The 25,810-nt window shown below is 47.6% G+C and carries 28 protein-coding genes; 9 read left to right on the forward strand and 19 right to left on the reverse strand.

Going from position 1 to position 25,810, the window contains the following annotated elements; all coding sequences use genetic code 11:
• The first annotated feature begins 108 nt into the window (after positions 1 to 108).
• Together IT774_RS06200 and IT774_RS06205 are read left to right on the forward strand one after the other, a co-directional pair.
• On the forward strand, positions 109 to 960 hold the full coding sequence (locus IT774_RS06200; RefSeq protein WP_218958952.1) for an MlaA family lipoprotein: 852 nt from the start codon (positions 109 to 111) through the stop codon (positions 958 to 960).
• Entirely contained in the window at positions 950 to 3,391 is a 2,442-nt protein-coding gene (locus IT774_RS06205) for an efflux RND transporter permease subunit (RefSeq protein ID WP_195811804.1), read from the forward strand. Before IT774_RS06200 ends, IT774_RS06205 begins: the two co-directional genes overlap by 11 nt.
• Before the next feature lie 1,137 nt (positions 3,392 to 4,528).
• On the opposite strand, the gene IT774_RS06210 is transcribed toward IT774_RS06205, so the two are convergent.
• The 12 genes from IT774_RS06210 to IT774_RS06265 all read right to left on the reverse strand — a co-directional run bounded on the left by IT774_RS06210 (position 4,529) and on the right by IT774_RS06265 (position 13,589).
• Positions 4,529 to 4,723, reverse strand: coding sequence for a hypothetical protein (locus tag IT774_RS06210; RefSeq protein ID WP_195811805.1), 195 nt, complete (start codon positions 4,721 to 4,723; stop codon positions 4,529 to 4,531).
• Between the two features lie 26 nt (positions 4,724 to 4,749).
• Positions 4,750 to 4,926 carry a DUF1328 domain-containing protein gene (locus IT774_RS06215; protein WP_195811806.1) on the reverse strand — a complete coding sequence of 59 codons (177 nt, stop codon included), beginning with the start codon at positions 4,924 to 4,926 and terminating at the stop codon, positions 4,750 to 4,752.
• A gap of 479 nt (positions 4,927 to 5,405) precedes the next feature.
• Complete coding sequence (locus tag IT774_RS06220) at positions 5,406 to 5,864, reverse strand: DUF2383 domain-containing protein (protein ID WP_195811807.1); 459 nt, start codon at positions 5,862 to 5,864, stop codon at positions 5,406 to 5,408.
• Positions 5,865 to 6,123: 259 nt separating this feature from the next.
• A complete protein-coding gene (locus tag IT774_RS06225) occupies positions 6,124 to 6,699 on the reverse strand; it encodes a CC0125/CC1285 family lipoprotein (protein ID WP_195811808.1) in 576 nt (191 codons plus the stop codon).
• Positions 6,700 to 6,709: 10 nt separating this feature from the next.
• Positions 6,710 to 6,967 carry a hypothetical protein gene (locus IT774_RS06230; RefSeq protein ID WP_195811809.1) on the reverse strand — a complete coding sequence of 86 codons (258 nt, stop codon included), beginning with the start codon at positions 6,965 to 6,967 and terminating at the stop codon, positions 6,710 to 6,712.
• 3 nt (positions 6,968 to 6,970) lie between these two features.
• Positions 6,971 to 7,474, reverse strand: a complete 504-nt coding sequence (locus IT774_RS06235; RefSeq protein ID WP_195811810.1) for a hypothetical protein — start codon at positions 7,472 to 7,474, stop codon at positions 6,971 to 6,973.
• A gap of 5 nt (positions 7,475 to 7,479) precedes the next feature.
• On the reverse strand, positions 7,480 to 7,731 hold the full coding sequence (locus IT774_RS06240; protein WP_408641210.1) for a DUF883 domain-containing protein: 252 nt from the start codon (positions 7,729 to 7,731) through the stop codon (positions 7,480 to 7,482).
• Positions 7,732 to 7,987: 256 nt separating this feature from the next.
• Positions 7,988 to 10,027 carry a response regulator gene (locus tag IT774_RS06245; protein WP_195811812.1) on the reverse strand — a complete coding sequence of 680 codons (2,040 nt, stop codon included), beginning with the start codon at positions 10,025 to 10,027 and terminating at the stop codon, positions 7,988 to 7,990.
• A gap of 21 nt (positions 10,028 to 10,048) precedes the next feature.
• Entirely contained in the window at positions 10,049 to 10,501 is a 453-nt protein-coding gene (locus IT774_RS06250) for a response regulator (protein ID WP_195811813.1), read from the reverse strand.
• Positions 10,491 to 12,005, reverse strand: coding sequence for a sensor histidine kinase (locus tag IT774_RS06255; protein WP_195811814.1), 1,515 nt, complete (start codon positions 12,003 to 12,005; stop codon positions 10,491 to 10,493). Before IT774_RS06255 ends, IT774_RS06250 begins: the two co-directional genes overlap by 11 nt.
• A gap of 4 nt (positions 12,006 to 12,009) precedes the next feature.
• Entirely contained in the window at positions 12,010 to 12,237 is a 228-nt protein-coding gene (locus IT774_RS06260) for a histidine kinase dimerization/phospho-acceptor domain-containing protein (protein WP_195811815.1), read from the reverse strand.
• A 14-nt stretch (positions 12,238 to 12,251) separates the two neighbouring features.
• On the reverse strand, positions 12,252 to 13,589 hold the full coding sequence (locus IT774_RS06265; protein WP_195811816.1) for a sigma-54-dependent transcriptional regulator: 1,338 nt from the start codon (positions 13,587 to 13,589) through the stop codon (positions 12,252 to 12,254).
• A gap of 221 nt (positions 13,590 to 13,810) precedes the next feature.
• Between IT774_RS06265 and IT774_RS06270 the strand changes: the two genes are divergently transcribed.
• Complete coding sequence (locus IT774_RS06270) at positions 13,811 to 14,416, forward strand: exopolysaccharide biosynthesis protein (protein ID WP_195811817.1); 606 nt, start codon at positions 13,811 to 13,813, stop codon at positions 14,414 to 14,416.
• Here the strand turns inward: IT774_RS06270 and IT774_RS06275 are convergent.
• The 4 genes from IT774_RS06275 to IT774_RS06290 form a co-directional block, all read right to left on the reverse strand.
• Positions 14,379 to 15,260, reverse strand: a complete 882-nt coding sequence (locus IT774_RS06275) for a putative bifunctional diguanylate cyclase/phosphodiesterase (RefSeq protein WP_195811818.1) — start codon at positions 15,258 to 15,260, stop codon at positions 14,379 to 14,381. The genes IT774_RS06270 and IT774_RS06275 overlap by 38 nt on opposite strands.
• Positions 15,206 to 16,273, reverse strand: coding sequence for a GGDEF domain-containing protein (locus IT774_RS06280; RefSeq protein ID WP_195811819.1), 1,068 nt, complete (start codon positions 16,271 to 16,273; stop codon positions 15,206 to 15,208). The genes IT774_RS06275 and IT774_RS06280 overlap by 55 nt, the downstream gene beginning before the upstream one ends.
• Before the next feature lie 228 nt (positions 16,274 to 16,501).
• The gene (locus tag IT774_RS06285; protein WP_195811820.1) at positions 16,502 to 17,422 is read right to left on the reverse strand and encodes a LysR family transcriptional regulator; all 921 of its coding nucleotides are present in this window, start codon (positions 17,420 to 17,422) and stop codon (positions 16,502 to 16,504) included.
• Positions 17,423 to 17,505: 83 nt separating this feature from the next.
• A complete protein-coding gene (locus IT774_RS06290) occupies positions 17,506 to 17,862 on the reverse strand; it encodes a rhodanese-like domain-containing protein (RefSeq protein ID WP_195811821.1) in 357 nt (118 codons plus the stop codon).
• Between the two features lie 183 nt (positions 17,863 to 18,045).
• Here IT774_RS06290 and IT774_RS06295 point away from each other — a divergent pair, with 183 nt between their 5' ends.
• Positions 18,046 to 18,375 (forward strand): ArsR/SmtB family transcription factor, encoded by a 330-nt coding sequence (locus IT774_RS06295; RefSeq protein WP_195811822.1) that lies wholly within the window; start codon positions 18,046 to 18,048, stop codon positions 18,373 to 18,375.
• Here IT774_RS06295 and IT774_RS06300 read toward each other — a convergent pair.
• From IT774_RS06300 to maoP, 3 genes are all read right to left on the reverse strand, one after another.
• A complete protein-coding gene (locus IT774_RS06300) occupies positions 18,372 to 19,688 on the reverse strand; it encodes a class II fumarate hydratase (protein WP_195811823.1) in 1,317 nt (438 codons plus the stop codon). The genes IT774_RS06295 and IT774_RS06300 overlap by 4 nt on opposite strands.
• 6 nt (positions 19,689 to 19,694) lie before the next feature.
• The gene (locus IT774_RS06305; protein WP_195811824.1) at positions 19,695 to 20,423 is read right to left on the reverse strand and encodes a PRC-barrel domain containing protein; all 729 of its coding nucleotides are present in this window, start codon (positions 20,421 to 20,423) and stop codon (positions 19,695 to 19,697) included.
• 223 nt (positions 20,424 to 20,646) lie between these two features.
• The gene (gene maoP / locus IT774_RS06310) at positions 20,647 to 21,003 is read right to left on the reverse strand and encodes a DUF413 domain-containing protein (RefSeq protein WP_195811825.1); all 357 of its coding nucleotides are present in this window, start codon (positions 21,001 to 21,003) and stop codon (positions 20,647 to 20,649) included.
• Between the two features lie 255 nt (positions 21,004 to 21,258).
• Here maoP and IT774_RS06315 point away from each other — a divergent pair, with 255 nt between their 5' ends.
• From IT774_RS06315 to IT774_RS06335, 5 genes are all read left to right on the forward strand, one after another.
• Positions 21,259 to 21,423, forward strand: coding sequence for a hypothetical protein (locus IT774_RS06315; protein WP_195811826.1), 165 nt, complete (start codon positions 21,259 to 21,261; stop codon positions 21,421 to 21,423).
• 115 nt (positions 21,424 to 21,538) lie between these two features.
• Positions 21,539 to 22,372, forward strand: a complete 834-nt coding sequence (locus IT774_RS06320) for a LysR family transcriptional regulator (RefSeq protein ID WP_195811827.1) — start codon at positions 21,539 to 21,541, stop codon at positions 22,370 to 22,372.
• 167 nt (positions 22,373 to 22,539) lie between these two features.
• Positions 22,540 to 22,896, forward strand: coding sequence for a DUF2750 domain-containing protein (locus tag IT774_RS06325; RefSeq protein WP_195811828.1), 357 nt, complete (start codon positions 22,540 to 22,542; stop codon positions 22,894 to 22,896).
• Positions 22,897 to 23,032: 136 nt separating this feature from the next.
• Positions 23,033 to 23,269: a DUF2789 family protein gene (locus tag IT774_RS06330; protein WP_195811829.1), complete on the forward strand. Its 237-nt coding sequence runs from the start codon at positions 23,033 to 23,035 to the stop codon at positions 23,267 to 23,269.
• Between the two features lie 940 nt (positions 23,270 to 24,209).
• Entirely contained in the window at positions 24,210 to 25,523 is a 1,314-nt protein-coding gene (locus IT774_RS06335; protein ID WP_195811830.1) for a ribonuclease J, read from the forward strand.
• The last annotated feature ends 287 nt before the right edge of the window (positions 25,524 to 25,810 follow it).

The raw sequence follows: 25,810 nt of genomic DNA on the forward strand, positions 1-25,810 counted from the left end.
GCGTAACTAAAAATGTCAGACAATCCCCAGAATCTGCAATAGGGAATTTTGTTTGTGATGACTTCGACACGATTCAGCCTTGGTCTGTGGTGGCTTTGCGCAATACTTGTGACCGGCTGCAGCAATTCGGCGCCACCTCAGCATCCAGCTGTTACCTCTTCTGAGAAGCAACAATCCCAGTCTGAAACACCGTCTGATGTCGACCGGCTCAATGCCGGCGAATCGATATCGGTTGAGACCAGTCAGGGAAAAATCAATGTCGAGCCCACGGTAGTAGCCATAACTGACGCACAGGCCGGCAATGATACCAACCAACTCGCCGGCGAGGTGTTTTACAACGATCCGTGGGAAAGCTTCAACCGCACAATATTTGGCTTTAACCATCAGCTGTATCAGTATGTCCTGATTCCTGCCGCTGACGGCTATCGTTGGCTCGTCCCCGCGGCGGCCCGGGACAAAATTGGCAATGCATTTGAAAATATCCGGGAGCCACTGAACCTGCTGAACAATGCACTGGCTGGTGAATTCAGACAGGCCGGGGCGAATTTAAGTCGTTTTTTCATCAATAGTACCCTGGGCTTATTCGGGCTGTTTGACCCGGCGACACACTGGTTCAATATTGGCGCACAAAAGCAAACTATTGCCGACACTCTGTTTTATTACGATATAGATTCGGGCCCTTATCTGGTGCTGCCATTTTTGGGGCCCAGCGATTCCCGTGGCGCATTTTCGACTGTCACCGAGGGGATTATCCATCCGATAAATCAACTGACCGATTCACCCGAATCTTATTTTTTACGGGCTTTTGACGGTTTTGATGACTTTTCGGGACAGGCAGAAACCTACCAAAATCTGTATAAGCAAGCAGACGATCCCTATTTGTATTTCCGTAATCAGTATATTCAGGGCCAACGTCGCGACGAATATTTCCAGTATCAAGGGCAGCAGGATGAAGAATAAAATGGCCCAATGGATTGTAGGGGCCCGCTGGGCGGTGATGGGCGTATTTGCCGTTGCCTTAGCGTTAGCGATAAGTCAGTTATCAAAATTCAAGATTGACGCTTCGGCCGATACCCTGCTGGTTAAAGACAACGCGTTATATATTAAAAGCCAGCTGGCTAATCAGGTGTTTGCCCCGGATGAATTTATTCTGCTGGCCTATGAGCCTACTGACCATGCGTTATTTTCCAATCAGACCTTCGAAGACTTGCAGCGGTTGTCGCAGGAAATTAAAAAACTGGAGCGGGTGGGGGCTGTTACCTCCATTCTGACCGTGCCCCTGATTCAGGATAAAAGTGTATTAACTTCGGGGACGCAGGTAAGCAACCTTACCTGGGAGTCGCAGCGCTACTCGCCCGTTCAGATGAAATCTCTGATCGCAGGTCATCCTATTTTCACCGATTTATTAGTTAACAAGAAAAATACCGCCACCGCCATACAGATTGTTTTCAAAGACAACCCTGCATTACGTGAACTGGAAACCCAGATAACCGACATTCAGGCTAATCTGTTAAACGGCGAATTCAGTGATAAACAACAGCAACAGTTAGCCCAACTGGAACAACAGGCTGAGCCAATTCGTGAACAGCTTAACCAGCAGCGCCAGCAAGAAATTGAACAGCTAAGTACCATTGCTGCTCAGGTTGATGGACGGGCCAATACCTATATGGGCGGCTCGTATGTGGTTGGGCAGCACTTAATCGATATTATAAAGTCCGATCTGCAAACCTTTGGTAGCGCCATTGCGGGGGTAATAGCTTTGTTATTACTGGTGCTGTATCGCACCGTGCGCTGGGTGGTGTTTCCGCTGGCGGCGTGCGCCATCAGTGTGGTTTTAACGATGGGGTTATTTGGGTTTCTGGATTTACGCACCACGGTTATTTCCGCTAACTTTGTAGCTTTGCAGCTTATTCTGACCCTGGCCGTCATGATTCACCTCATTGGTGCCTATCGGGAAATCAGCCGGGATGATCCGGCGTTGGATAAACATCAGCGAATTGTTGCCACGTTGAACGATAAGCTGGCCCCATGCTTTTTTGCCACGCTGACCACCTCAGTAGGTTTTGGCGCGCTCATCTTTAGTGGTCTGCAGCCGGTAATGGTATTCGGCTATATGATGCTGATAGCCATGGTTATTACTATGCTGGTAAGCCTGCTGTTGTTTCCGGCGGTGTTATCGCTGTTGCGGGCGCGAGAAGAAACCAGCGAGTATCAGTTTGTCACCCGTTTTTTTGATGCGATGCGACGGCTGAATCTTAAACGGCCGGTGACTATTAGTGTGGTGATGCTGGCGCTTTTTGCAGGACTGGCTGCAGGTATCACCCGATTAAACGTCGAAAACTCTTTTATTGATTATTTTGCAAAGGATACCCGGGTATATCAGGAGCTGGCTTTTATCGATAAACAGTTCGGAGGTTCAACGCCGCTGGACATTATTTTACAAACTGACGCCAGCTCACAGGACGACCAACTGGTGCTGGATGCCAGCAGTGTAAACCAGCTACAGCTGGTTCAGGCCGCGGTTAATGCATTTGACGCAACCGGTAGTGTTACCTCCATTGTTAATTTCACTCAGCTTGCCCGACAGTTAAACGACAACCGGCCGCTTACCGAGTATGAACTGACCACCATCTATCATTTGCTCGACAAAAAAGTGGTGAATCAACTGATTGGTTCTTATTTTTCTGCCAGCGATGAGCAAATGCGCATCGCTGTCCGAATTCAGGATACGACGGCAGGCCTGGATCGTGCTCAGTTTCTTGAGGATTTAAAGCAGGATATTGAGACTGTGGGCATGTCAGCCGATAAGGTCAGCTTTACCGGCCTATTCGTGCTGTACCAGGATATTTTAAGCCGGCTTTTTGATTCGCAAATTAAAACACTGGGTATTGTCTATGTGGTTCTGGGGCTGGTACTGCTGGCGATTTTTCGCTCCCTGAAAATAGCCCTGATTGCGCTGTTACCCAATATTCTGACCACATTAGGCATTCTGGGCATCATCGGCTGGCTCGGGATCCCCCTTGATATCATGACTATCACCATTGCCGCCATCGCTATGGGTATTGCGGTGGATGACACTATCCACTTTTTGCATGCCTACTTAAAAGGGATGAGATCGGACAACGAGTCGCATGCACCAGGCAATGATGTTAACAATTCTAGTCTGGCCGAACGTGCAGGGCGCTTAGCCTTTGGTCATACCGGCCTGGCGATTCTGTTCACTACATTTATTATTGCATCAGGGTTTTCATTGTTCGGCTTCTCAGACTTTATCCCCAGTGTTAATTTTGGGCTGCTTACCGCCACGGCGATGATCATAGCATTAGTGACTGATATTACCTTGCTGCCTGCCCTGCTTAATAAATTTGTGGCTAAATCAAAGCCTGAATAATCGGTATTTTCACTTTATTACCAAACAAAAACACGATGCCATGGCGTCGTGTTTTTGTCTCCTTTACGAGAAGAGCCGTGAGGCGGCAGGCTCAGAGTCAGCGTGGCACCTTCGCTTTCCACCCAACCAATGACGAAGGACCATGGTAGCGGCCCGGCGTTGCATGCTTGCTGCAATAAGGCCAGGGTGACTTGTGGTATATAACGTTGCATATCGGGCCATCACCTAACCAAACCCGTAACAATAAAAAACTTTGCACCGCGGTTTTCCCGACCTTTCAGTGTTTTTGTGTTGGTCAGATAAACAGCGCAACCCGGGCTTCCAGCCATGCTCTTTGTCTAACCACTACTCATTACACAACATGAACATTGAAGCGGGCGACAATGCGCTGGTTGCGAAGACACTACCTAATTTGAATCTGCAGCAGCTAGCATCATATTGCCCGATGGCCTGTCAGCAAAATGGAACTACGGTTCGCTTTTTTAACTAGCTTAGGTAAACAGATGAGCCACACACTTGCCCAGAGGCAGACCGTCAAATAGACAGCGGCTGTCTTATTCATAGGAAAAAGCCGCAATGGCCCTGCATCTTGTAAAGTGTCATGCAAAGTGTGATGTAAATCCGTAACGACAACACTCGCTGGTATATTTTTCCCATGGCCGTGTTGGCCTTTATCCCGTTTTAACGCGCTACCAATGGGTGTGATCGGCCAAGGTACGCTACGCCAGAGAGTTGCATCAGAAAGCACAGCGAATCTTCGCTGCGCAGATAGCCATTATCGTCAGACACAGATAAGTTGTCATGCAGGGCATACTAAGAGCAAACCGGTTGGCAAAAGAGTATAGAGGAAGTGCTGAGGCCTGGTAACGGATAGCAAACCCTGGCCATGGCGAGGTAGAACCCTCAGAATAACAATAGCGAATTCGTATTGGAGTCACAGCTAAAGGCGGATGAGGCTGGAAAGCATTATGTGAGGGGGACTCAGGTGAGGGTGGGGTTATTCTATTCAGATACTGCTCAGATGGCTGCGTGGGACAAGACGCTGGTGGTCAGTTATTTCCCATAAAAAAATGCCAGTCAGTTACCCTGGCTGGCATTTATGGTTGGCTTACACGCCAAATCTTTCAAGATACGTAATTAGCAGTCTTTATCTTCTGCTTCCATACCTTCTTTTACATCTTCACAGGTATCTTCTACTGCATTACCTGCTTCGCTTACTGCTTCATCAATTTTTTCACCCGCATTTTCAGCACCGCCGTCATCACACGCGCTTAGAGAAAATGCAAAACCAGCTACCAAAAGTGTCTTCAGTAAGTTCTTGTACGACATCATAGTTCTTGCTCCTTTAATAAAATTTTTTATACTTTCGGTGATTTACCACGAAGCGCGTTGGCGATTAACGAAATGACCAACAATGCTACAAACACGAAAAATAAGAATTGGGCAATGCCTGTCGCTGCACCGGCAATGCCGCCAAAGCCAAAAACTGCTGCAATAATGGCGATTATAAAAAATGTAACTGCCCAACCTAACATAATTTCATCCTCGTTTAGCTTCCTTAATTTCATTATAAGTTATGCGCGAACCGTGCCAAAAATATAAGCTATTGATTAATATAGTTAAAGTGTTAACTTTTTTACGCTATAAAAAATGATTGAAGCAAAAATGGACTGTCAGAACGGGTTACTCTGCACTTTTTACACAGATATATTACTGAAATTTAAGAATAGATTACATTTCAGGCTTTGCCGGAAATAATCTGCAGAGAATTAGCTATACCGGCATGCGGCACGAATTTAAAAATCATGTGATTACCGCACAGGCACAAGCGCTATTTGAATCTTCGGCAGTGCCACAGTCGATAACGTCAGCGTTCGGCAAGCTAGGTTGTTGTCATGAGATGAGCAAGGTGGGAGGGGGAGAAAAGTTGAGTCATGTCACTAAGACGGGTAGCAACCGAAAAAAGCTTTTAAAAGAGAACCGCGAGGTAGGGGAGCAACCACGCCAGCGGGCATTAGCCCGCTATGGCTGTTGCATGGTGGAATGACCCAAGTTCTTCACGACATTGCTGCATACGTGAGCGGATACGACGCAACTCGCAGGCAAACTGCTGTGGTGGCTTTTCCTCTAATGCATCATTTATTTTTGCCAAAACTTTATCTTCGACACTTTCCAGCTGTTTGACATAATTATGATCATTTATCGGATTCAGCGCCCCGAGTAATTTGGTGTACATATTTCTAACACCAATAGACCAATCAGTATTGCCACTAACCTTCGCACTTTTTTGTTCAGGAAGATAAGCCTGTAAAGTCAGTACCGCTTGCTGCTTTTCTTCTAGCATGCGATTGAACATGGCCTGGATATTGTGACCAGCTACTTTCTTGATTCCGTCTTTATAAAACTCAATGCCACCATTAAGAACTTTGATAATATCGGAAATCTTGTCGATATTAGCGGGTAGCTGATTCATCTTACCGCTCCTGTTGCAGATAGTTATGCCAAACTGTTCATCGGTTACCAGAAAAAGATTGCAAAGGGTATTCCAATGTCAGGCAATTATTTCTTTCTTAATAAATAAAATAAAATGTTTTAAAAATAGTCGCTTAGAAAAACTCCAAAGGATATAACTGAGCGTTTCTTAATGTAGGTGGAGAAGACTGCGAACATTTTGCCAGATTGATGTAAAAAGGTAGCAGGAAGCCCTTAGGCTATATCAGCTACCCATAACCTTAGTTATCTTCGCCGGGAGGGCGGGAAAGTACTTCCTGAGTGCGAAAGGCTCGTTCGCCCAGAGCAGTTTTACTATTTGCCATACGTGCCACAATAGAATAATAAATATCCTTTGTGCGGGTTTTCTCTACCCGCATATCAGCATCGCTGGTTTCAAAGGGTTGGGCCGCCTCATAGCAACCTGACATGGTGCACTGCTCTTCGCGCAACACCGGCGGTGCGGTGTTATTACTCTCGCGAACAATCTTTTTACCATCACGCAGCTTTCGTTCCACGTCGGTTTTGACCACTGCCACCCAGTCATAACCCTGGGCACTCGCCAGTTCGGCTGCCCGAAACAGGGAGTACTCTTGGACCCTGGCAGCATCAGTGGCCTCGGTAGCTTTAAACATGATGCGATATTCGTTTTCGCTCAGCTCCATGCTCGAGTAACCATAGCCGTTTGCTGACTTTGCTTTGATGTAGGGAGTAGGTTCAGTCGAAGAGGAGGTGGCACAGGCTGTTAAGCCCAGGATCGCCGTCAGGGCCGTGGCAGCCACGGCGACGTGACGAAAGGTTCTGCTGCAAGCAGCCATAGCAATATCCTTAAGTTATAATCTGGAAAAACGCGGTACGAATAAACGAACTAATGGCTGTTTTTCTCTTAGATTTTGGATTGTCCGTAGTCAGGCCTTTGAATGCGCCTGCTGCGAATATACCAAACAATACCGAAGGTTTTCCAAATAATAGCTGAACTCTTCGCTTAGCGCTCGTTTGCATATAATCCGCACGCTGTTTTACCAGTGCATATTCTTTATGGGCCGCATCAACCTGACGCAGCTCATTAGATAAAAACAAACCCATGAACTATTCCTTCTGGCTCTTTCCCGCATGACCGGTCAGGGCCTGCAGAATCGGCATAAAAGAGACATGACGATAACTTTCTTTAACCGCTTTAGTGCAAACCGCTATGCCCACACCATTAATTGCCAGCAAAATAAGCGTGGTACCCCATAAAGGAGTGCCTGCCCGGTCAAGGCCGATACCAATTGCAGCACCAACAATCAGCCAGCAAAAACACGCCAGTATAAATACACCAGCCAGTCCGACTGCGGTAATGATAAACGACTTTTTGACTAATGCGGTTTCAGCGCCCAATACCGTTTTAAACGAATCGAATTGATCACGTTTATGGGCAAACATATTTTCAATGGCAGCTTTGGTTTCACTGAAGGTGGGATCGTCATGGATAGAGACGTCTTTGGAGCAATCGCTTACCCAACCAGTATCACTGGTTGGGCAGAACGAAACAGGCCGCTCTGGCCTGAAGGATGCCCTGGCAAAGTCAGAAGGTGACATTTTACCCGGCATAAGCGTTACTTCTTACGCATAAGTGATGTGATTAACATACCTGCAGCAAATGCAATACCTGCGGTTGCTACCGGGTTTTCAATCGCATATCTGCGAAGGGGAGATGCTAACCATTTTTTCTGTGCCAGGCGTTTTTGCGCTGACATATTTTCAGCCGAGTCAGCGGCTGTGGTGCGAAGGTTCTCTTCTGCGCGGCTTGCTGATGAAGCCAGTTTATCTACCGACGCATGCAAGGTTTCCTGAACTTTATCAACCATAGGATGCGTTGAGTCGTCGGCCGCCTTAGATTTGTCTGTTGCGGTATTAGCTGTCGTTGCAGTAGTCGCGCGAGCTTGTGTAGCCATACATATCTCCTTGATTAACAAATGTGTGCACAAGAAGGTCTGCAAGTCATATACCACTCGCTACGAATTTATAACTTACTGAAAAACATTAATTATTTTTAATGCTATAGCTTTTCAGCTGAATTGGAATGGTAATTCCTGCACGTCCTTGTAAGATTTTCGCAACTATTTACTGGTTCGCAAATAATGCCGTCAGGTCGGCTTTACTAACCGGCTTCAACAATGATTGAGTTATACCTACAGCTTCCAATTTGTGAGCATCAGGCTCCCGGCCGCTGACAATAATAATATTCAAATCAGGATTAATTTCGCGCAACCTTGGGGCCAGCTCCAGGCCATGATAATCGGGAAGACTAAGATCAAGCAGGGCATGCTGAAAGCCGTTGTTATCAAGCATTTTCAAAGCATCTTCCCCGTTTTGAGCTACTTCGACCTCATGGCCTTGATGAATAAGCAGCAACTGCATCAGTTCTGCCGCATCAGTGTCGTCTTCGATAACCAAAATACGGATGGGCGAAGTATGAGTCTGCAGCATGGGCTCAGGCTCACTCGTAGCAGGTTCTTCGGATTCAGATGAGGGGGAGCCGTTATCTTCTACAGGACCAGCGATTAAATCGGCCTCGACGCCGCCTGAACGGATAAGGTACTGGTCCAAAACTTCCATCAGCGCATTTTTTTCGATGGGTTTACCCAGGACACCATCAAACCCCTCATCCAATAATGATTGTCTTAAGCCTTTGCGACTTGCCGCGGTGATCGCCACCACCGCGGTTTGACAGTTGTGTTTGCGCAGCGCTTTTAACGCATCAATGCCGTTCATCACCGGCATATGAATGTCCATCAGCACCAGATGGAAGGGGTGTCCTTCCTGCTCTGCTATCAGCACCGCTTCTAAGGCCTTCACGCCATTTTCTGCGTAGGCAACCTGGGCGTGACACTGACTCACAAGATGCCCGGTAAGGCGGCGCAGTTCACGTAAGTCGTCCACAATGAGAACGCGTCCGGAAACATGTAAATTCATCTCAGGGGTGTTGCGCGCCGCCGGAGCCGAAAGATTCAGCAATTCTCTGGGCTGGCTGGCAATATCGCCCGGATTTATCGCAAAGGTAAAGGTGCTGCCTTTGCCAAAAGACGATTCAACATTAATTTCCCCATCCATTTTGTGTACTAATTCACGGCAAATGGCCAGTCCCAGACCGGCGCCGCCATGGTTGGCACGCATCACATCTTCAATTTGCTGGAATGGATGAAAAATATCGTCGAGTTTATCAGGAGGCATCCCAATGCCTGAATCAATGACCTGAAACCGCAGCATCTCTCGATTTTTTTGCGCTGACGCAGGGAGCATATCGATAACAATTTCGATCTTTCCGGCATCGGTAAATTTCACCGCATTGCTGATAAGGTTTATTAACACCTGCCGCAAACGGGTGGGGTCGGCGCGGATCACTTCCGGAACCGGGGTCTGACAATCTATCGACAGCCGCAGCCCTTTATCTTTGGCTGCCAGATTCATAAGCGAATGAACATCAGTCATAAAGCCGGCTAAATCGACATCTTTGGGCGACAGCTCCAGCTTATTGGCCATAATCCGCGACATATCCAAAAGGTCATTCAACAGGCTCAACAGATGCTTGCCATTGGTATGAATGATGGATAATTCGTTGTCAATTTGCTCATTATTGGCATCATCGAGCAATAACTCGGTGTAGCCTAAAATTGAGGTAAGGGGAGTGCGAAGCTCGTGGCCAAGATGAGCCAGAAACTTATCTTTCGCTTTGTTCTGCTGCTCGACTTTATGCCGTTCAATACGTTCGTTTTCAATTTCACGCCGGACCATAGCGTAGCGCATGGTGCGCATAAAACGGGGTGTCTCAATCTCGCTTTTATTAAGATAATCTGCCGCGCCTGCGCGCATAACCATTTCATCAACCTTGGTATCGGTTTGGCCGGTTAAAATGACCACAGGAATGCTAATGCCTTTGGACTTAATGACATTGAGAACATCAAGGGCGTTCTCAGAGCCTAAAATATAATCCAGTAAGCAGATATCAAAAATTTTACAACGGAAGGCGGCAACCGCTTCCGAACTGTTAGTCACCCAGGTAATGTCAAACCTGGGCTCCTTGCACTGTGAAAGGTAGTCGGCTGTTAAAAAATAATCATCCTCATCGTCCTCGATAAGTAATACACGGATAAGGTCACTCACAGTACGTCTCAGTTCGGCTGGTTAGTCGTGGGGAAGTTCTACAAACTCGATCCAATAACGGCCTAAGGTCCGCATTAGATCAACCAGGCCTTCAAAATTAACCGGCTTGGTAATGTAAGAAGCACATCCTAAGTCGTAACCACGCAACATGTCTTCCTCTTCCTTGGAAGTGGTCAGAATGACCACTGGTATTCCTCGCAAGGCCGGGTCGGCTTTGAGTTCCTGTAATGCTTCACGACCATCCATTCGCGGCATGTTCAGGTCCAGCAATATCAGGCTGGGACGAGGGGCATCTTTCGGATCTGCGTACTTGCCTTCACGACGCAAAAACTCCAGCAGTTCTACGCCATCTTCCACACAGAACAGATTATTCAGTACCCGGCTTTCTTTTAGTGCATCCAATGTTAATAGACGATCGTCTTCATCATCGTCTGCCATAAGGATATTAATGGGTAACGGTCCTTTAATGGTCATTTTCTACAACTCCTTGACTCGACAGGTTGGCAAACGGTTCGCCGTTTACCGGTAATATGATTTCAAATCTGGCGCCTTTGCCAGGTTCGCTGAACGCGCGAATTTGACCATTGTGACGTTCCACAATACGGCGACAAACCGCCAGGCCGATACCAGTTCCCTTGTAAGAACTACGACCATGTAAGCGCTGGAAAGGTGCAAAAATCTTTTCGGCAAAAGATTGTTCAAAGCCTATTCCATTGTCTTGTACACAAATTGTAACCCACTCAAAGTCGTCTTTGTGATGAAATGTTGATATTTCTTCCGCTTCAGCGGCCCGGCTTAGAATTTTGATGTGCGGAGGCGTATCGGGGTGTTTGAACTTCAGGGCATTTGACAACAAGTTCAAAAATAGCTGTTCGGCTTGGGATTTATCCGCCTGAATACTCGGTAAAGCGTCAACTTCCACGGTTGCCTGCGATTCTTCAATGGCAATTTCCAAATCGTCTAACACCGATTTTACCGTTTCATCTAAATCAACCTCGGTAAAATCTTTGCCCCGGGTAGAGACCCGTGAAAAGGCCAGCAAGTCGCTGATAAGCATAGACATACGTTCTGCAGCATTGAGCATACGATTCAAAAAGTCCCGGCCTCGCTCATCAATAACGTCGGCATAACCATCATCAATGCGATTGCCAAAGGCCCGGATTTTACGTAATGGCTCCTGCAAATCATGAGAAGCGACAAAAGCAAAATCTTCCAGCTCGCGATTACTTCGTGCCAACTCATCGGAGTAAATTTGGAGCTCCTGAGTACGCTGATTAATCTTAAATTCCAGCTCCTCGTTAACCCCCTCCAGGGTGCGCTGATGCCGCAGATTTTCCCGCATGTTCATTTTTATCAGCACAAAAATAGAGATGATCAGAAACGCGGTAGTAATACCTGAAATAATAAGCGTGTTGACCGAATCCCTGCGCAGTTTCATCAGATTAGATAAGTGTTCCCCCTGGACCATACGCTCCGAGCGGTCAATATCCTCAAATACCCGCTCAAATCGGTCGTATAGCACCAGCCCCCGGTCTGAATCGATAATACGGTTAGCCTGGGAAAAATCCCCCTGCAACGCCGCATTGACCGTTTTCGCCATTTCTTTAACTTTGGCTTTGCTTAATGACACCAGCTGCTGAATTTTTTTATCCTGCTCGGGCAAGTCGGATACCTGGGCGCTAAGTTCAACCTCTTCAAGCAAACCTTCAAGCCGTTCAAGGGTGAGTGTGTAGTCCTCCAGATAAGCTTCATCTTTGGTCAACAGGTAACCCCGTTGACCAGACTCAGCGCGCAGCACTGCCATATGTAGGGAATTGATGGCGGTAATAACCCGGGTGGTGGTGAATAAGCGAGCTTCCAAAGTAGCCAGTTTATCCAGGGTATTTACCACATAAAAAGAGTTACCGGTAATGATGAGAACAATAACACCAACGAGAAAAATCCAACTGTAGAAAGATTGGAACAGCTTATTAAACATATATTTATGATTCCGACTGAGAATCGCTAAGTGCTTCCATCATTTCGGTCAGCGCCTCACTGCAATCCTTAGTACTTGTTATTATTTTATCCAAAGCCTGCTTGGCACGTTCAGGCGGTACATCGCCATCCAATGCCATTTTTATCAGTTCAGCCTGCATTGAAATTCGGTTCAATGGTTTACGTGCGTCGTGGACCTGTTTCGCCACCATGGCAAGTTCTTGCTCCGTCATAAAAACCTCGATAGCTAGTCTTCTTTACTCAGATCGCCGTAAGCGTGCAAACGGTTGTACAGCGTTTTGGTACTGATACCCAACATTTCTGCGGCCAGCGTTTTGTTACCATTGACCTTTTCGAGGGTGGCGTAAATCAGCTCTTTTTCCACATCTTCAATGGTACGACCCGCCTGGAGTGCAGGGGTGGTCGATTGCTTTTTAGCAAACGGCGACTCGATAGTCTTAGGCAACTCAATATCCTGTTTCACGGGGTCGCTCATAATGGCGGCACGATGGACAAAGTGGCGCAATTCGCGGACATTGCCGGGCCAGTCATAGGCTTTGAGGGTATCCAGCTGGGTGTCTTTCCATACAAAGTTGGTGTCGTTTTCTTTATTCAGCTCAGCGATGAACGAAGAGGCCAGCAAGGGGATGTCTTCTTTGCGTTCACGCAACGGCGGAATGGTGATGGGGAATACGGCCAGGCGAAAATAAATATCCTCACGCAGGACTTTGCTTTCAGCAATTTCTTCCATCTGGCGGTTGGTAGCAGACACGACTCGGCAGTTGATAGGAATCGTTTTGGTGCCGCCAACGCGAATAACCACCTTGTTTTCCAACACCCGTAACAGGTTAGGCTGCATATCGATGGGCATTTCGGTAATTTCGTCTAAAAACAGCGTGCCGTTTTCAGCCTGTTCAAAAACCCCGGCTTTACGGCCGACGGCGCCGGTAAAAGCCCCTTTTTCATGACCAAACAATTCACTGCCAATAAGCTCTTTCGAAAACGCCCCGCAGTTGGTAGCGATATATGGGCCTTCCACATCTGAAGCGGCATGAATCGCTTCGGCGACTACTTCTTTACCCACGCCACTTTCACCCAGTAACATGACATTGGCACTGGTGCGGCTAACCCGTTCAATGAGTTTGTACAGCTCCTTCATCGAAGCCGACTCACCAATCAAATGGCCAAAATATTTTTTGATTGTGGCTTTTCCAGAGGCTTCATTTTTCTTATCTTTTTTACCACTGAGAACCGCTTCAATTTCTTCCCGCTGGATAGGCTTGACCAGATAGTCAATATTGGGACCACACAAGCCTTTAATGATACCGCGTACAGAAGGGTGCCCCGTGATAAGGGTCACACGGGGACGTTTGGGCAGGGCGTCGAGTTCATCAAACAAATGCACGCCGCTGCCATCGGGAAGCATAAAGTCCAGCAGGATGTGGTCGAAGGTTTCTTTAGTCAGCCAATCGCGCGCTTCATCCAGGTTTGCTGCGGTTAACACCTCGTGACCCAAAAACTCGATGATCGTACAAGCGACATCAGTAAATTCTGGATCGTCGTCAACAAGTAAAACAGTTAACACAGATTGTTCCCTATACTATTCGTTATTTTGCCAATAAATCCTTTACTGTCTGTAAGACAGAATGGATCACTGAGATTTGATTAAGTTTACGCTTAACCTGCTGAAATAGGAACAAATTATGGCAGCGAGACACCCATCTCCTATACAGCTGGCACGTTTCTCGCTTTGTAACTCTATCAGCCTGAACAACATGTCTCAATACAGACGATAGGAAACCGACCATGTTAGATTTGGCGGCAGTGCGTTCAATGAGCTTGCATGAACTGCTTGAACGCATGCAAAGCGCCGGAAGGGAAGAAAAAATCACCTTTGGTGAACTGCTGACTATGATGGAAAAGCGGGGATTCGGACCGATGCTGGCGGTGCCGGCGTTTATTTGCTCCACACCGGTAGGCGCTATCCCGGGTATTCCTACCGTTACCGGTATCACTATTTTTCTTATATCGCTGCAAGTTTTACTGGCAAAATCTCACCCCTGGCTGCCTGGCGCCATTACTCAGATTGGTATCGAGCGCGATTCTTTGAATAAAGGCATCGATAAAATCAGCCCCGCAGTCACCTGGGTCGACAGACTGCTTATGCCCCGCTGGTTTTTTATGCGCAATGTGGTTTTTCGAAGTTTGATAGCCATAAGCTGCGGGCTATGCGGACTGATGATGGTGCCATTAGAGCTGGTGCCCTTTCTGGGACTTATCCCCGCCACCGCCGTATTTGTGATGGCCATTGGCATGGCTACTGATGATGGTGCAGTCGCATTACTCGGACTCTCGCTGGCCTGTTTAGGTTTTTTTATGGGCGGCCAGCAGATGGTATCTTTGCTAGGTTAGCTTTAACATCCTGGGCGGTAGACAATAACGCGTCAATATCGGTATGAGGGGCCGGTTTCCCAAAAAAGTAGCCCTGACCGACATCACAGCCAAGTTGTTTTAACAAGGTGGCTTGCCCTTGCTGCTCGATGCCTTCTGCCACCACCTGAATGCCCAGGTTATGACAAAGGGCGATCATTGCCTCTACGATTTTTTCGTCTTTGGCGTTGGTGGCCACATCGGTAATAAATGCCCGGTCAAGTTTAATGGTGTGCACATTGAGCTCCCGCAGATAGGCAAATGAGCTCATGCCCGTCCCAAAATCATCAATGGAGGTTCTGATACCTAACGAATTAAAAGCGGAAATCATCCGTTTACTGACCGAGATATCCACCATGGTAGCGCTTTCAGTAAGCTCAAATTCAAGCCGGGCGGGGTCGATGCCACTGGTGGCGAGGGTCTTTTCAACAAAGGGCACAAACGCGGTGTCCATCAGATTGTAGGCAGACAGATTCACTGCCACCGGCAGCGGGGTTTCATCGTCTTCCCACTGTTTTATTTGTTTCACCGCACTTTCGATGGTGTAGCGGGTGAAGGCATGCACGATTCCGCTTTGTTCCACCAGATCAATAAAGTAGGCCGGTGACAGCAGGCCCTCGTCAGGGTGATTCCAGCGTACAATGGCTTCGGCCCCACATAGCTTGCCATTGTGAAGACTCACCTTGGGCTGATAATACAACTCAAACTGATTTTGTTGCAGGGCCGTGCGTAGCTGACTACGCAAGGTCACTTCCACGGTGTTGTTGTGGGCTAACCGGTCGTTGTAGACCTGAATGCCCAGCCGCATGCGCTTGGCCCGTAACATAGCATTTTCGGCATTTTGCACCAGCGTTTCAGTATCATGTCCGTGTTCGGGGCACAGGCCACGCCAATGCTACAGCCAATTTCAAATTCGCTCTTACCAATAATCAATGGCTCACGGCATTCGTACAACAGATTAAACGCACGACTCATTACATCATCGGAATTCAAGTCGGGGAACCACACCACAAATTCGTCGCTTCGATACCGGTAGAGTTTTGTCTGGCTGCGCATCAGCTGACGTAAACGCAAGGCAAAGGCTTTTAAAATGCGATCGCCCATATCATGCCCCAGGGCATCGTTGATATCACGAAACCGGTCAAGATCCAGGAACATCAGCGCCCCGGATTTATTTTTGATATCCAGTCCGGAGAGCAGAGCGTTGCGGTTATATAGCTTCGTAAGGTTGTCGATTAACGCCAGTTTTTCGAGACTTTTGTTGGCACTTTCAAAGCGGCGGGCGATAAAGGCTGACATGATCAGTGCCGACCAGATTGACAACCAGAATGTCAGAAAGGCTGCCACCGAAAGCCGGCTGATAACATGTTCTGAAATGGTGGACATATCGGCTGACTTCCAGATAACCGTCAGCGGTTTTTTATTTTCCGCCAGGATATCGCTATGAACATAATATTCATCTTCACCTGACGTAAAAAAGCCGGTTTGTTTCAAAGGCTGTAAAAAGGTTTGGGGGGCCAGACGAGGATCGCGATACAGCTCTTTTTGATCAAATTCAATGATCAAAATATCTTCGGCAAGAATAGACAAATCCCGGGGGACTAGCGACACCCCTTCATTTACCTCGGTGCCGTTGATAACCGGCGCAAGCAGGGTTTTCACATCAGCGTATTGTTCTTCAAACGCTTGCCGTTCGAGATCTTTTTCCATCTCGAGCAGAAGGTTATAGCCCACATAACAAAATATAGTAATCACCAGCAAAGACAATAATACCGACCCCAGCAGCAACCGTTTGCGCAGATTGCTGTCGCTTTTGATCAGTTCCAGATTATCGGGCATAAGTGTCTCGGCCTGTGATTAATAAAGTTCGAAATCAAACATAGTCACAATATACGCTTCCCGGCGATACCAGGTAATTACCGTCTAACTGCGTCTGTGAAATAAAACAAAAGATAACCAATGCCGGATGATGCTTAACGCGCGTCCGGGTAAGGGTTAAATCGTCCATATTAGTTATTTTTATTATTGTTTTTCGCGGGTTACTTATAACGTCAAATGCCCCTGGATTCAATCAGAATCTGTGACATTGGCCACGCGACAACCGGTACTTTGCATGGTTTCAAACCGCAGTAAACCGATAAATTCGCGGGTAGCAGGGCCAAGTTTATCGCCGTCTTCGAAACTCAGGTTTAACGAGGCCTGGCGAAGGTTACTGCCTGGCAAGGGCAACTGAACCAGCGCCTGCTGGCTAAGTTGAGATTCGATCATCGCTTTGGGTAACCAGGCATAACCGAGCCCCTGGGCCACGATATCGATAGAGGTTTTGATATGACTGACGGTCCAGCGCTGTTCAGCTCCCAGCCACCCGGATTCAGCTTTGCGTTCCGTGGAGGAGTCGCGCACCACGATTTGCCGGTGCGCTTTTAAATCATTCAGTGACAAACTTCGCTCTAAAGCATGTAATGGATGCTCTGGGTGGGCTACCAATACAAACTCAATATGACACAAGTCTTCACTAAACCCATTAGTGTACACAAAGGGTGAAATCGCAAGATCGGCCTTGCCTTGCTGCAACAGGTCATTGGCACCGTTGAGCACGGTTTCCATTACTTCGACATGTAATAGCGGGTATTTATCAGAAACCTGACTAAGTACTGAATATAAAATATGGCTTGGAAACACAATATCAACGGCAATACGCAATTGCGACTCTACGCCGTTTTGCAAGCTGGCGGCAACGGACTCAAGCTTATAGGCCTCATCCAGTAACAGGCTGGCCCGGCGTAACATTAATTCCCCGGCGGGGGTAAGCTTGACCTTACGGCCAGCGCTTTCAAATAACCCAAGGCCCAGCGCGGCTTCAAGTTTGTGTACGGCATGATGAATCGATGACTGGCTTTTATGAACTTGTTCAGCAGCCTGATTAAAACCGCCGGCATCGACGACGGCTTTAAACATTCGCCATTGTTCAAGTGTGGCTTTTGGCATGGCTGGTTACACCGAGAGGCTTGATTTCAAAAAGTATCGCATGAAATCCGGGCCCTGCCCACTGTAACCCGAATTGCAGAAATTCACTCCTGGGGGTTAAACGCCTGCTGTATTGCCTTAATGTCACTGACAATAGCGGTCACATTGGTATAGCCCATATCAACAAGTTGCTCAGCACCGAGCTGGGCACGGACTCCAGAAGCGCAATGAAGATATAGGGGGCGATCGGGATCTTTAAACTTTTCCAGGGTTTTCATTTCTAAAATGCCCCGGGGAATAATAAAGGCTGGCTGAATGGTTTTTTCAGCAGACTCGGAAGGTTCGCGCACATCAATAAGTACGCCCTGGTTATTCTCTATTTCTGCTGCGGCTTCGGCGGCCGAAACCTTACGGATCTCCTGGGGTAGGGCCTGAATTCTTTCCTGAATCGATTTAAGCATGCAGCCTCCAATAGTGGTTAGCGAAATGAAAAGAAAATCATAAGAAAACCCTAATATGATCAAGGCTCAAACTCATTTCTATAGTTTATCTTTTAACTGTCTTATTTGTGCGACCAACAGCCTTGTCTGACCACTGGACTTCGCGTTTCAATAGAATCCTGAAACACTTACTACTTTAGTATAATGTCTGTCACTACCAACGAACCAAACACGACCGAAGTCATTCTGGAACATGCGAACGAAGCAGAGCAATTTCTGAAACAACTGGCTAACAAAACCCGGTTGATGGTGCTGACGTCGCTGATGGGCAAGGAGCTTTCGGTTTCTGACTTACTTACCCGAATCGATGTCACCCAACCGGTGTTATCGCAACACCTGGCACTGCTTCGTGATGCCAACATGGTGGCCACCCGTCGGGCTGGTCAGGTCATTTATTACCGGCTTACCGACGAACGGGTAAATCGTGTACTGGGATTAATGCACACGTTTTACCCAGAGTCTGTTAACAGTTAAACCAGTTTTGCCGGGTCAAGCAGGGTTTTAAGCTCTGCTTCATCCAGGTCGGTCATCTCCTTCGCGACATCCAGAATATCTCGTTTGTCGGCATACGCCTGTTTTGCGATTTCTGTGCCTTTTTCGTAGCCGATGCGTTGGTTCAGGGCAGTCACCAGAATCGGATTTTTGGCCAGCACCTCATTCAGCTTGTCCTGATTAACCTCGAAAGTGGCAATCGCTTTGTCGCTAAGATGCATAATACTGTTAGCCAGTAATTCCGACGACTTTATCAGATTCCGACCGATCAGCGGCAACATAACATTCAGCTGAAAATTGCCTGACTGACCCGCTACCGTGGTGGCCGTGTGATACCCCATCACCTGCGCACAGGCCATGGTCACTGCTTCGGGTATTACCGGATTTACCTTACCTGGCATGATACTGCTGCCTGCCTGAAGTTTTGGTAAGCTGATCTCTCCCAGACCGGCCAGTGGGCCGCTGTTCATCCAGCGAATATCATTACTTATTTTCATCAGTGCTGCGGCAAGCGTATTCAGCTGACCGGCCAGCTCCAGTGCTGTGTCCTGCGCTGAAATTGCTGCAAAATGATTATCCGCGACACTAAAGGTAGTATCCAGGTAACGTCCCAGTACCTCACAAACGGTGCCGCCGAATTTTTTATCGGTATTGATGCCGGTGCCTACCGCCGTGCCACCAATGGCAAGCCTGGTCAGGCGCTGCATGGTATCTTCAATACGAAGCTTGGACTGTTTTAGCTGCGCCTGCCAGCCGGACAGCTCCTGGCTCATTTTGATCGGCATAGCATCCATCAAATGCGTGCGTCCGGTTTTTATGATGCCGTTTAGTTCCTCCATTTTTTTATGCAAGACTTTATGGCTATGTTCAAGAGCAGGTATAAGTGATTGTTTTAAAACTATTACCGAACTAACATGAATGGTCGTGGGGATAACATCATTAGAGCTTTGGCCCATATTTACATCATCATTGGGATGTACCGTTTCTCCCAGCCGCTCACTGGCCAGAGTGGCAATCACCTCGTTCGCATTCATATTGGTGCTGGTGCCAGAACCGGTTTGATAAATATCCACCGGGAACTGCGCATCATGTTTACCTTCAGCCACTTCCATCGCGGCATTGCAAATGGCTTCACTGCGTGCTTTGTCGAGTTTATCCAATTCAAAATTAGCCGTAGCACAGGCTGCTTTCACATAACCCAATGCATGGATAAATGTAGCAGGAAAAGGCTCATTACCAATGGCAAAGTTCTCAAGTGCCAGCTCGGTTTGTTTTTGATAAAGCGTATTATCCATAAAAAATCAGGCCTTCGCTAAAATGGCTTCCAGATAAGCGGCATCTGCCAGTCTATCCATGTCAATTTCGGGCTTTTGCATCAGTGCATCGTGAGATAAATTTACCTGCACTTTGTGACTCGACCAGTCGATATTTTTTACATCAGCGGGGCGCACCGCCAGCTTCTTGCCACCTGGCAACCAGTTATGCGTATCAATAATAAACAGCTGCAGGGTCCAGCCATCGTTATCAAAGATAAAGTCGGTAATATGACCCACATCATCATTCAGAGTTTCCACATCGTAACCATGAACTTCATTGCATGAACGCAGATGGTTAGTGGGTTGCGCAGGAGCTTGTTCGACTTCACGTTCAAGATCCTGATCCACCAGCTGGGTAGGATGTGAAAAGTCACCCCAGGCACCCGGGCCTATCCAGTAGTACCCGTAACCAAAATATTTAAATAAGGTTTCTTCGTATTCACGGCTTACCGGTTTATGTTCGTCAATAGACGGCCCTTCCTTAATAGACTGGGACGACATATTTATCGACAACCACTGCTCCTCCGTATTCACTTTGGTAACCGCGATAGGGGATATCACCACTTTGCGGCTTAAAGGAAGCCAGCTGTTGGTGTCGGCTACCAGATAGCGGGCCACAAAATCCTGATCGTCAAAAAGAATGTCTTTGCACCCACCAATGTCACCGTCGGTTGCATGGATGGAATACTGCTTCATTTGTTTATGGGAAATCATCTTTTACGATCCTCCTGGAAAGTCCTGCCTTCAACTGTGAAGACGATTTAATATTCAATTCGTTAGGCTAGGGCCTATGGATCAATAAAAGCGGGGTAGCACTAGTGAATTTGTGCAGCAAAAATGGCGGCTGGAACGCCGCCAATGTAAAAAAACAGAGTTTGGGAAAGGGTGCTAGAAGTGCCTGAGTGGTAACGCCGGATAAAAACCGGCATTGACCGGGTTAGCCAGCAATATCATAGTCTTCATTTTCAGCCGCATCATCGAAATACTGAATTTTGGAGGCGCTATTGAGGGTAAAAAAGGGCCGGTATTGGCGGGCCAGCCGTACATATTTCAGCCAGGCCTTTTCCAGGGCATTAGCCGGAGGGGTCTGCCCTTTGATGACCGCCATGAACTGATGTTCATCGGCACCTTCAGGGGACAGACTTCCTTGTTCCAGCGCCATCAAGGTATGGCCGTAACGCCCCAGTAAATCGGCTTCAGTAATACTAAAATCCCCGGACTTTTTAAATCCATAAGGAAATTTAGCCCGGTCGGTGAAAACTTTGTTTGGTTCACGAATAGAGAAGGTTGTCATAAGTAATTACTCGCAAAATAGTGGCCATAACCAAGTGGCTTTTTAAGGCAAAATGCGGCAATCTCAAAACAAAAAATAATCGTCATAACCATAAAAAAATCTGCCTGAAGCAAGGCCTTGGGCGAAGCATACAAAAGGTGACAACCAGCAAAACGATCAAAAAAATTATTTCATCGTTACGATGATTAAAATTTGTTTTAAATCTGTACAGGGAAACAGATAATAACAGGGTAAGCATCTACAACAGAGACGACAATGAGTAAAGACTATCGTTACCAACGCGAAGAATGGGACTCGGTAGAAGAGGGCGAGTTTCAGGGCAAGAAAAAAGCCGATCGCCGTCACCAGGTTAAGACAAAGCAGCAACGAGATTTATTGCGCCGGGAAAAGCAGCGCCGTTTACATTCTGAAGGCGCATAATTTTTTCAGGCGTGAGAGCAGCCCTGCCATTCGGTTAGGGCTGTAAGCCTGTTTTTGTTTACAAATCCTGACAACTGTGCAAAGTTCGCTATAACATTGCCTACAGTTATTGTTCATGGATATTCGTTTTCTTTCTACTTTTATCGAAGTAGCCGACACCCGTCATTTCGGAAAAGCCGCTGAGAATCTGTTTTTAACACAGTCTGCAGTGAGCGCCCGTATCAAATTACTTGAAGAGTACTTTCAGACCACGTTATTTATACGACATCGCAACAGTATTCAGTTAACCCCGGCCGGCGAAAAACTGTTGCCCTTTGCGCATCAGTTAAATGCTACCTTGAAAGAAGCCAAACGTGAGCTGCAGCTGGAGTCGGGCGAGTTTGTGGTGTGTGGCGCCACCCAGCTTGCCAGTGAGTTACAACTCACCCAAACCCTGGCCCAGATTTATGAACACTTTCCCGACTGGTCGGTGAAAGCCGAAGTGTTGACCCTTGAAGGGTTATCACGCCAGTTGCATGAAAGGGTTATTGATTTAGCCTTCTCCTCTGAGCCGTTAAAATCCGAAGAAGTTGTGAGTGTGCCTATGTTTGAGCAGCCATTGGGCTTGTTCGCAAGTCCGGGCGCGCCACAGGAGCCAACCGCGTCTGATTTTGTGGCGCTGGACTGGGGCAGTAAAGCGCGTGATGCCTTATCAGCGCAGTTTCCGCAATTGCGAGATGCCCGGCTACGAACCAATTCATTACGTCTGGCGATGGCCTCAATGCATGATGAAGGTGGTTTTGTGGTTTTACCCATAAATATGGGACAGGGGCCTGCCAATACGCTCAATCTTTCGCTACTACACAACTTCGAGCCGGTGACCACCACGGTGTTTTTAAATCATTTGAAGACCATCAAACGACCTGCACTTAATACCGTCATTGACGCGTTATTTGGCGCGATGAATTAATGAGTTGGCCCGGCAAAACTTTAGCGATAAACCAGGTTTTCCCGGGCAATTGTCCGCCGGCCCCCTTGTATTTATTGCTTAACGTGCCCATTAACTGAGTTAAATTAGTTATCTGCCCTGACAGCGGTAAACGAAGGTGTCGCAGGGCATCAAAATAGGATCATATTATGGCCTTAGATCAACACCCCCTTCTTAATGCCGGAGCTGATGTTCGCATGAGCGAAACCATTACCAGCATAAAAGACAATGAAGAAGTCTGGATTCTAAAAGACGGTGATGGCTGCGTAATGCTGACCACCGACGACGAGGATGGTGTACCAGTATGGCCAGATGCCGGTATGGCATTGTTATGGGCTACCGAAGACTGGGCCGATTGTGAGCCTATGGCGGTGAGCCTTAAAGACTGGTTGAAAAAGTGGACACCAGGGCTGATGCAGGACAACCTGGTGGTCGTCGTGTGCCCGGTACCGGGTGAAGACGGTGAAGTTATAGATCCGGACGCCCTGGCCGAAAAAATTATGTAGAGTGATTCGGCAGACAGTTAACCCACTGTCTGCCATAGACCGCGCTCAGGCCGCTTCAATTATCCCACCCAAAAGCTGATCTAGCCCATCTAAGAACTCGTTTAAACTGCAGATAATCATCTTCAGGAGTTTTATTATGTATACAGAACAACCTACTATGGAAGATTTGTTTCAGCAGTTAGGGCTGGATTCGGATGAAAAATCAATCAACGAATTTATCCAGAAGCATCATGGCATGAATGATAGTCGCCATATTGAAAGAGCCCCATTTTGGAATGACTCCCAGCGCGCGTTTTTACAACAAGCCCTCGATGAAGATGCAGAGTGGGTAATGATTATTGATGATCTTAATGCCCAGCTTCACCATGAATGAGCTTAGCTCGTAAAATGTGGGGGAGGCGCTGAATATAAATGCTGGCCAGGGATAATGCTATCGCCAGGCAGTAAAAAGAGGCCAAGGATAATGCTATCGTCCCGTTTGAAAATGTTGGAGCCGGGGTCATGAATAAGACACTGGCGCCGGCCAATTAAGTGATGCGACGACCAACGCGAATTATCGCCGACTCTTGAATGGGATGCTGGACAGGGGGGATAGAGAACGCCCAAGACAGAGTAGAAACCTGGACAGTCACTTTAAAGAGAGCACCCTGGACAGTCACTTTATTTATCCGGCTCAGCCTCAGGTAGTTCCACCTCAGGCTAAATCATTTTCTGGAGAAAGCAGGTGAAATACGAAGAGCAGATTACGGACACCCACAATGTTGCGTGTTGGACAGTCACCTTCTTTTATTAAGACCTGGACAGTCACTTTATTTATCCGGCTCAGCCCCAGGTAGGTCCATCTCAGGGGAAACCATTTTCAGAACATAGCGGATGAAACACGAATAGAAGATTATGGACAGTCACTATATGGTTGGAGATCCACAAAGTTAGCGTGCTGGACAGTCACCTTCTTTTGCCACCTTCTTTACTGAGGCTTTGGCCACCCACAGACATAAGGGAAGGTAAATAGCGAAACTGGATTTCCCGAGCTAAAGAGTTAGATGTTTACCCACGTGCGCGTACCGCCTTGTAGCCTGGCCCCAGAGCATATCTGAGAGACAGCGTATTAAACGCCGGGAAGTGTTAGGTCTCGGTGAGATGGTGGGCGACCCTGATAGGGTGATGGTTAGGGTGATTCGTAAATTGAATCCGTTTACTTCAATTTTTTGCAGGTCGGATGTGGCCGGTATAAGGAGTCAGATATTTCATTATTAACCCCGGGTGAAGACGATCTTTGGTTCTTACCGCTAGGCGGCACCGGTGAGATTGGTATGAACATGAATCTGTACGGACATAATGGCCACTGGCTTATGGTGGACTGTGGTGTCAGTTTCGATGAACCATTAGTTGCCCCTTATCGCGAAAGTCAGAGCGCCGCTGAGGCCGGAGAAAAGATTCAGGTTGTGGCAGCCGATCCTGGCTTTATCACGGCGCAAAAAGAACATCTCTGCGGTATCATTATCACCCATGCCCATGAGGACCATGTAGGGGCTCTGCCTTATTTATGGCCGAGGTTGAAGTGCCCCGTTTATACCACGCGCTTCACCGCAGAAGTGTTACGCCGAAAACTAGCCGAAACCGGCCTGGAAGGAAAAGTACCGATTATAGAAGTGGACAGTCACAGCCTCTGCCGAATTGGTCCGTTTGATGTCAGCTGGCTTGCGGTAACACACTCAATACCTGAACCCTATGCGCTTAAAATCTCGACGCCGGCTGGCGTCGTGCTGCATACCGCAGACTGGAAAATTGATGCGCAACCCATTACCGGCAAACCCTTTGACCCTAAGCTTTACCGGCGTTTGAAGGAAGAAAACATTCTGGCGATGGTGGGCGATTCCACCAATGCCACCAAACCAGGCTTTTCTATTTCTGAGCGAAACTGCTATGACGGACTGTTGGCCACCATACGTCCTCAGGTTGGGCGGGTAGTGGTCAGTTGCTTTGGCAGTAACATCGCCCGTTTAATTTCACTTGCCTATGTGGCGAAAAATACCAATCGCTATATGGCGTTGTTCGGCCGCTCGTTACTTAATATGTACAGTATCGCCCGTAAAATGGGGCTCTGGCCTGACGATTTATCTCTGGTAGAGCCTTCACATCTTGGTTATTTGCCTCCTCACGAGGTGCTGGCCGTGGCTACCGGCAGTCAGGGCGAAGCAAGGGCCGCGCTGGGTCGTATCGCCAAAGACTCACATCCGCATTTGACGTTGGACAAAGGTGACATGGTCATTTTTTCCAGCATTATTATTCCGGGGAATGAGACGGCGGTGACCGGGCTGGTGCGTCAGTTTGAAGCGCAGGGGGTTACTACCCTGCTAAGTGAAAATAGTACTTTGCCAATCCATGCCAGTGGTCACCCGTGCGCCGAAGAGCTGGCATTGATGTATGAGTGGGTGCGACCGCAAATTGCCATTCCGGTGCATGGAGAGCCTGAACATCTTGAGGCGCATGCAATGGTAGCCAAAGCCACCGGTGTACGAAAGCGTCAGGTAGGCTTAAATGGAGATCTCTATCGTTTAGCGCCACTTCCCAGTATTCGTCGACAAGTGGTTAAAACCGGTCGGATTGCGCTTAGACGCGAGTAACCCTATCTCTGTTACAAAGAGTACCTAAAAAGACGCTACAAGCCTATGATTCTGCTGTATTTATGTTCAATAAGAGTATAAGCTGGTGGTTATATACCCTTGAAAAATGCAGTGCATCGGACCTTTCCCGCCGTGACTAATTTGAGTTCATAAGCCGTTTACTGTCGCTATAACCACCTTTTTATATGCGAACGCGCGCTTATTGTTCGCAAAGGTATAAAAAATCAGACCGGGGGAAGGGATAGCAACTCGTCAGGCGATACTATTTTGGTATAGTAATCGATAGA

The organism is Salinimonas marina, from assembly GCF_015644725.1.
In the GTDB taxonomy this organism is placed as follows: domain Bacteria; phylum Pseudomonadota; class Gammaproteobacteria; order Enterobacterales; family Alteromonadaceae; genus Alteromonas.

Excerpts from the sequence above, each read along its gene's own strand:
- IT774_RS06205 (WP_195811804.1), top strand. The coding sequence starts at position 950 with ATGAAGAATAAAATGGCCCAATGGATTGTAGGGGCCCGCTGGGCGGTG.
- IT774_RS06210 (WP_195811805.1), bottom strand. The coding sequence starts at position 4,723 with ATGATGTCGTACAAGAACTTACTGAAGACACTTTTGGTAGCTGGTTTT.
- IT774_RS06215 (WP_195811806.1), bottom strand. The coding sequence starts at position 4,926 with ATGTTAGGTTGGGCAGTTACATTTTTTATAATCGCCATTATTGCAGCA.
- IT774_RS06220 (WP_195811807.1), bottom strand. The coding sequence starts at position 5,864 with ATGAATCAGCTACCCGCTAATATCGACAAGATTTCCGATATTATCAAA.
- IT774_RS06225 (WP_195811808.1), bottom strand. The coding sequence starts at position 6,699 with ATGGCTGCTTGCAGCAGAACCTTTCGTCACGTCGCCGTGGCTGCCACG.
- IT774_RS06230 (WP_195811809.1), bottom strand. The coding sequence starts at position 6,967 with ATGGGTTTGTTTTTATCTAATGAGCTGCGTCAGGTTGATGCGGCCCAT.
- IT774_RS06235 (WP_195811810.1), bottom strand. The coding sequence starts at position 7,474 with ATGCCGGGTAAAATGTCACCTTCTGACTTTGCCAGGGCATCCTTCAGG.
- IT774_RS06240 (WP_408641210.1), bottom strand. The coding sequence starts at position 7,731 with ATGGTTGATAAAGTTCAGGAAACCTTGCATGCGTCGGTAGATAAACTG.
- IT774_RS06250 (WP_195811813.1), bottom strand. The coding sequence starts at position 10,501 with ATGACCATTAAAGGACCGTTACCCATTAATATCCTTATGGCAGACGAT.
- IT774_RS06255 (WP_195811814.1), bottom strand. The coding sequence starts at position 12,005 with ATGTTTAATAAGCTGTTCCAATCTTTCTACAGTTGGATTTTTCTCGTT.
- IT774_RS06260 (WP_195811815.1), bottom strand. The coding sequence starts at position 12,237 with ATGACGGAGCAAGAACTTGCCATGGTGGCGAAACAGGTCCACGACGCA.
- IT774_RS06270 (WP_195811817.1), top strand. The coding sequence starts at position 13,811 with ATGTTAGATTTGGCGGCAGTGCGTTCAATGAGCTTGCATGAACTGCTT.
- IT774_RS06275 (WP_195811818.1), bottom strand. The coding sequence starts at position 15,260 with ATGTTACGGGCCAAGCGCATGCGGCTGGGCATTCAGGTCTACAACGAC.
- IT774_RS06280 (WP_195811819.1), bottom strand. The coding sequence starts at position 16,273 with ATGCCCGATAATCTGGAACTGATCAAAAGCGACAGCAATCTGCGCAAA.
- IT774_RS06285 (WP_195811820.1), bottom strand. The coding sequence starts at position 17,422 with ATGCCAAAAGCCACACTTGAACAATGGCGAATGTTTAAAGCCGTCGTC.
- IT774_RS06290 (WP_195811821.1), bottom strand. The coding sequence starts at position 17,862 with ATGCTTAAATCGATTCAGGAAAGAATTCAGGCCCTACCCCAGGAGATC.
- IT774_RS06295 (WP_195811822.1), top strand. The coding sequence starts at position 18,046 with ATGTCTGTCACTACCAACGAACCAAACACGACCGAAGTCATTCTGGAA.
- IT774_RS06300 (WP_195811823.1), bottom strand. The coding sequence starts at position 19,688 with ATGGATAATACGCTTTATCAAAAACAAACCGAGCTGGCACTTGAGAAC.
- IT774_RS06305 (WP_195811824.1), bottom strand. The coding sequence starts at position 20,423 with ATGATTTCCCATAAACAAATGAAGCAGTATTCCATCCATGCAACCGAC.
- maoP (WP_195811825.1), bottom strand. The coding sequence starts at position 21,003 with ATGACAACCTTCTCTATTCGTGAACCAAACAAAGTTTTCACCGACCGG.
- IT774_RS06315 (WP_195811826.1), top strand. The coding sequence starts at position 21,259 with ATGAGTAAAGACTATCGTTACCAACGCGAAGAATGGGACTCGGTAGAA.
- IT774_RS06320 (WP_195811827.1), top strand. The coding sequence starts at position 21,539 with ATGGATATTCGTTTTCTTTCTACTTTTATCGAAGTAGCCGACACCCGT.
- IT774_RS06325 (WP_195811828.1), top strand. The coding sequence starts at position 22,540 with ATGGCCTTAGATCAACACCCCCTTCTTAATGCCGGAGCTGATGTTCGC.
- IT774_RS06330 (WP_195811829.1), top strand. The coding sequence starts at position 23,033 with ATGTATACAGAACAACCTACTATGGAAGATTTGTTTCAGCAGTTAGGG.
- IT774_RS06335 (WP_195811830.1), top strand. The coding sequence starts at position 24,210 with ATGAACATGAATCTGTACGGACATAATGGCCACTGGCTTATGGTGGAC.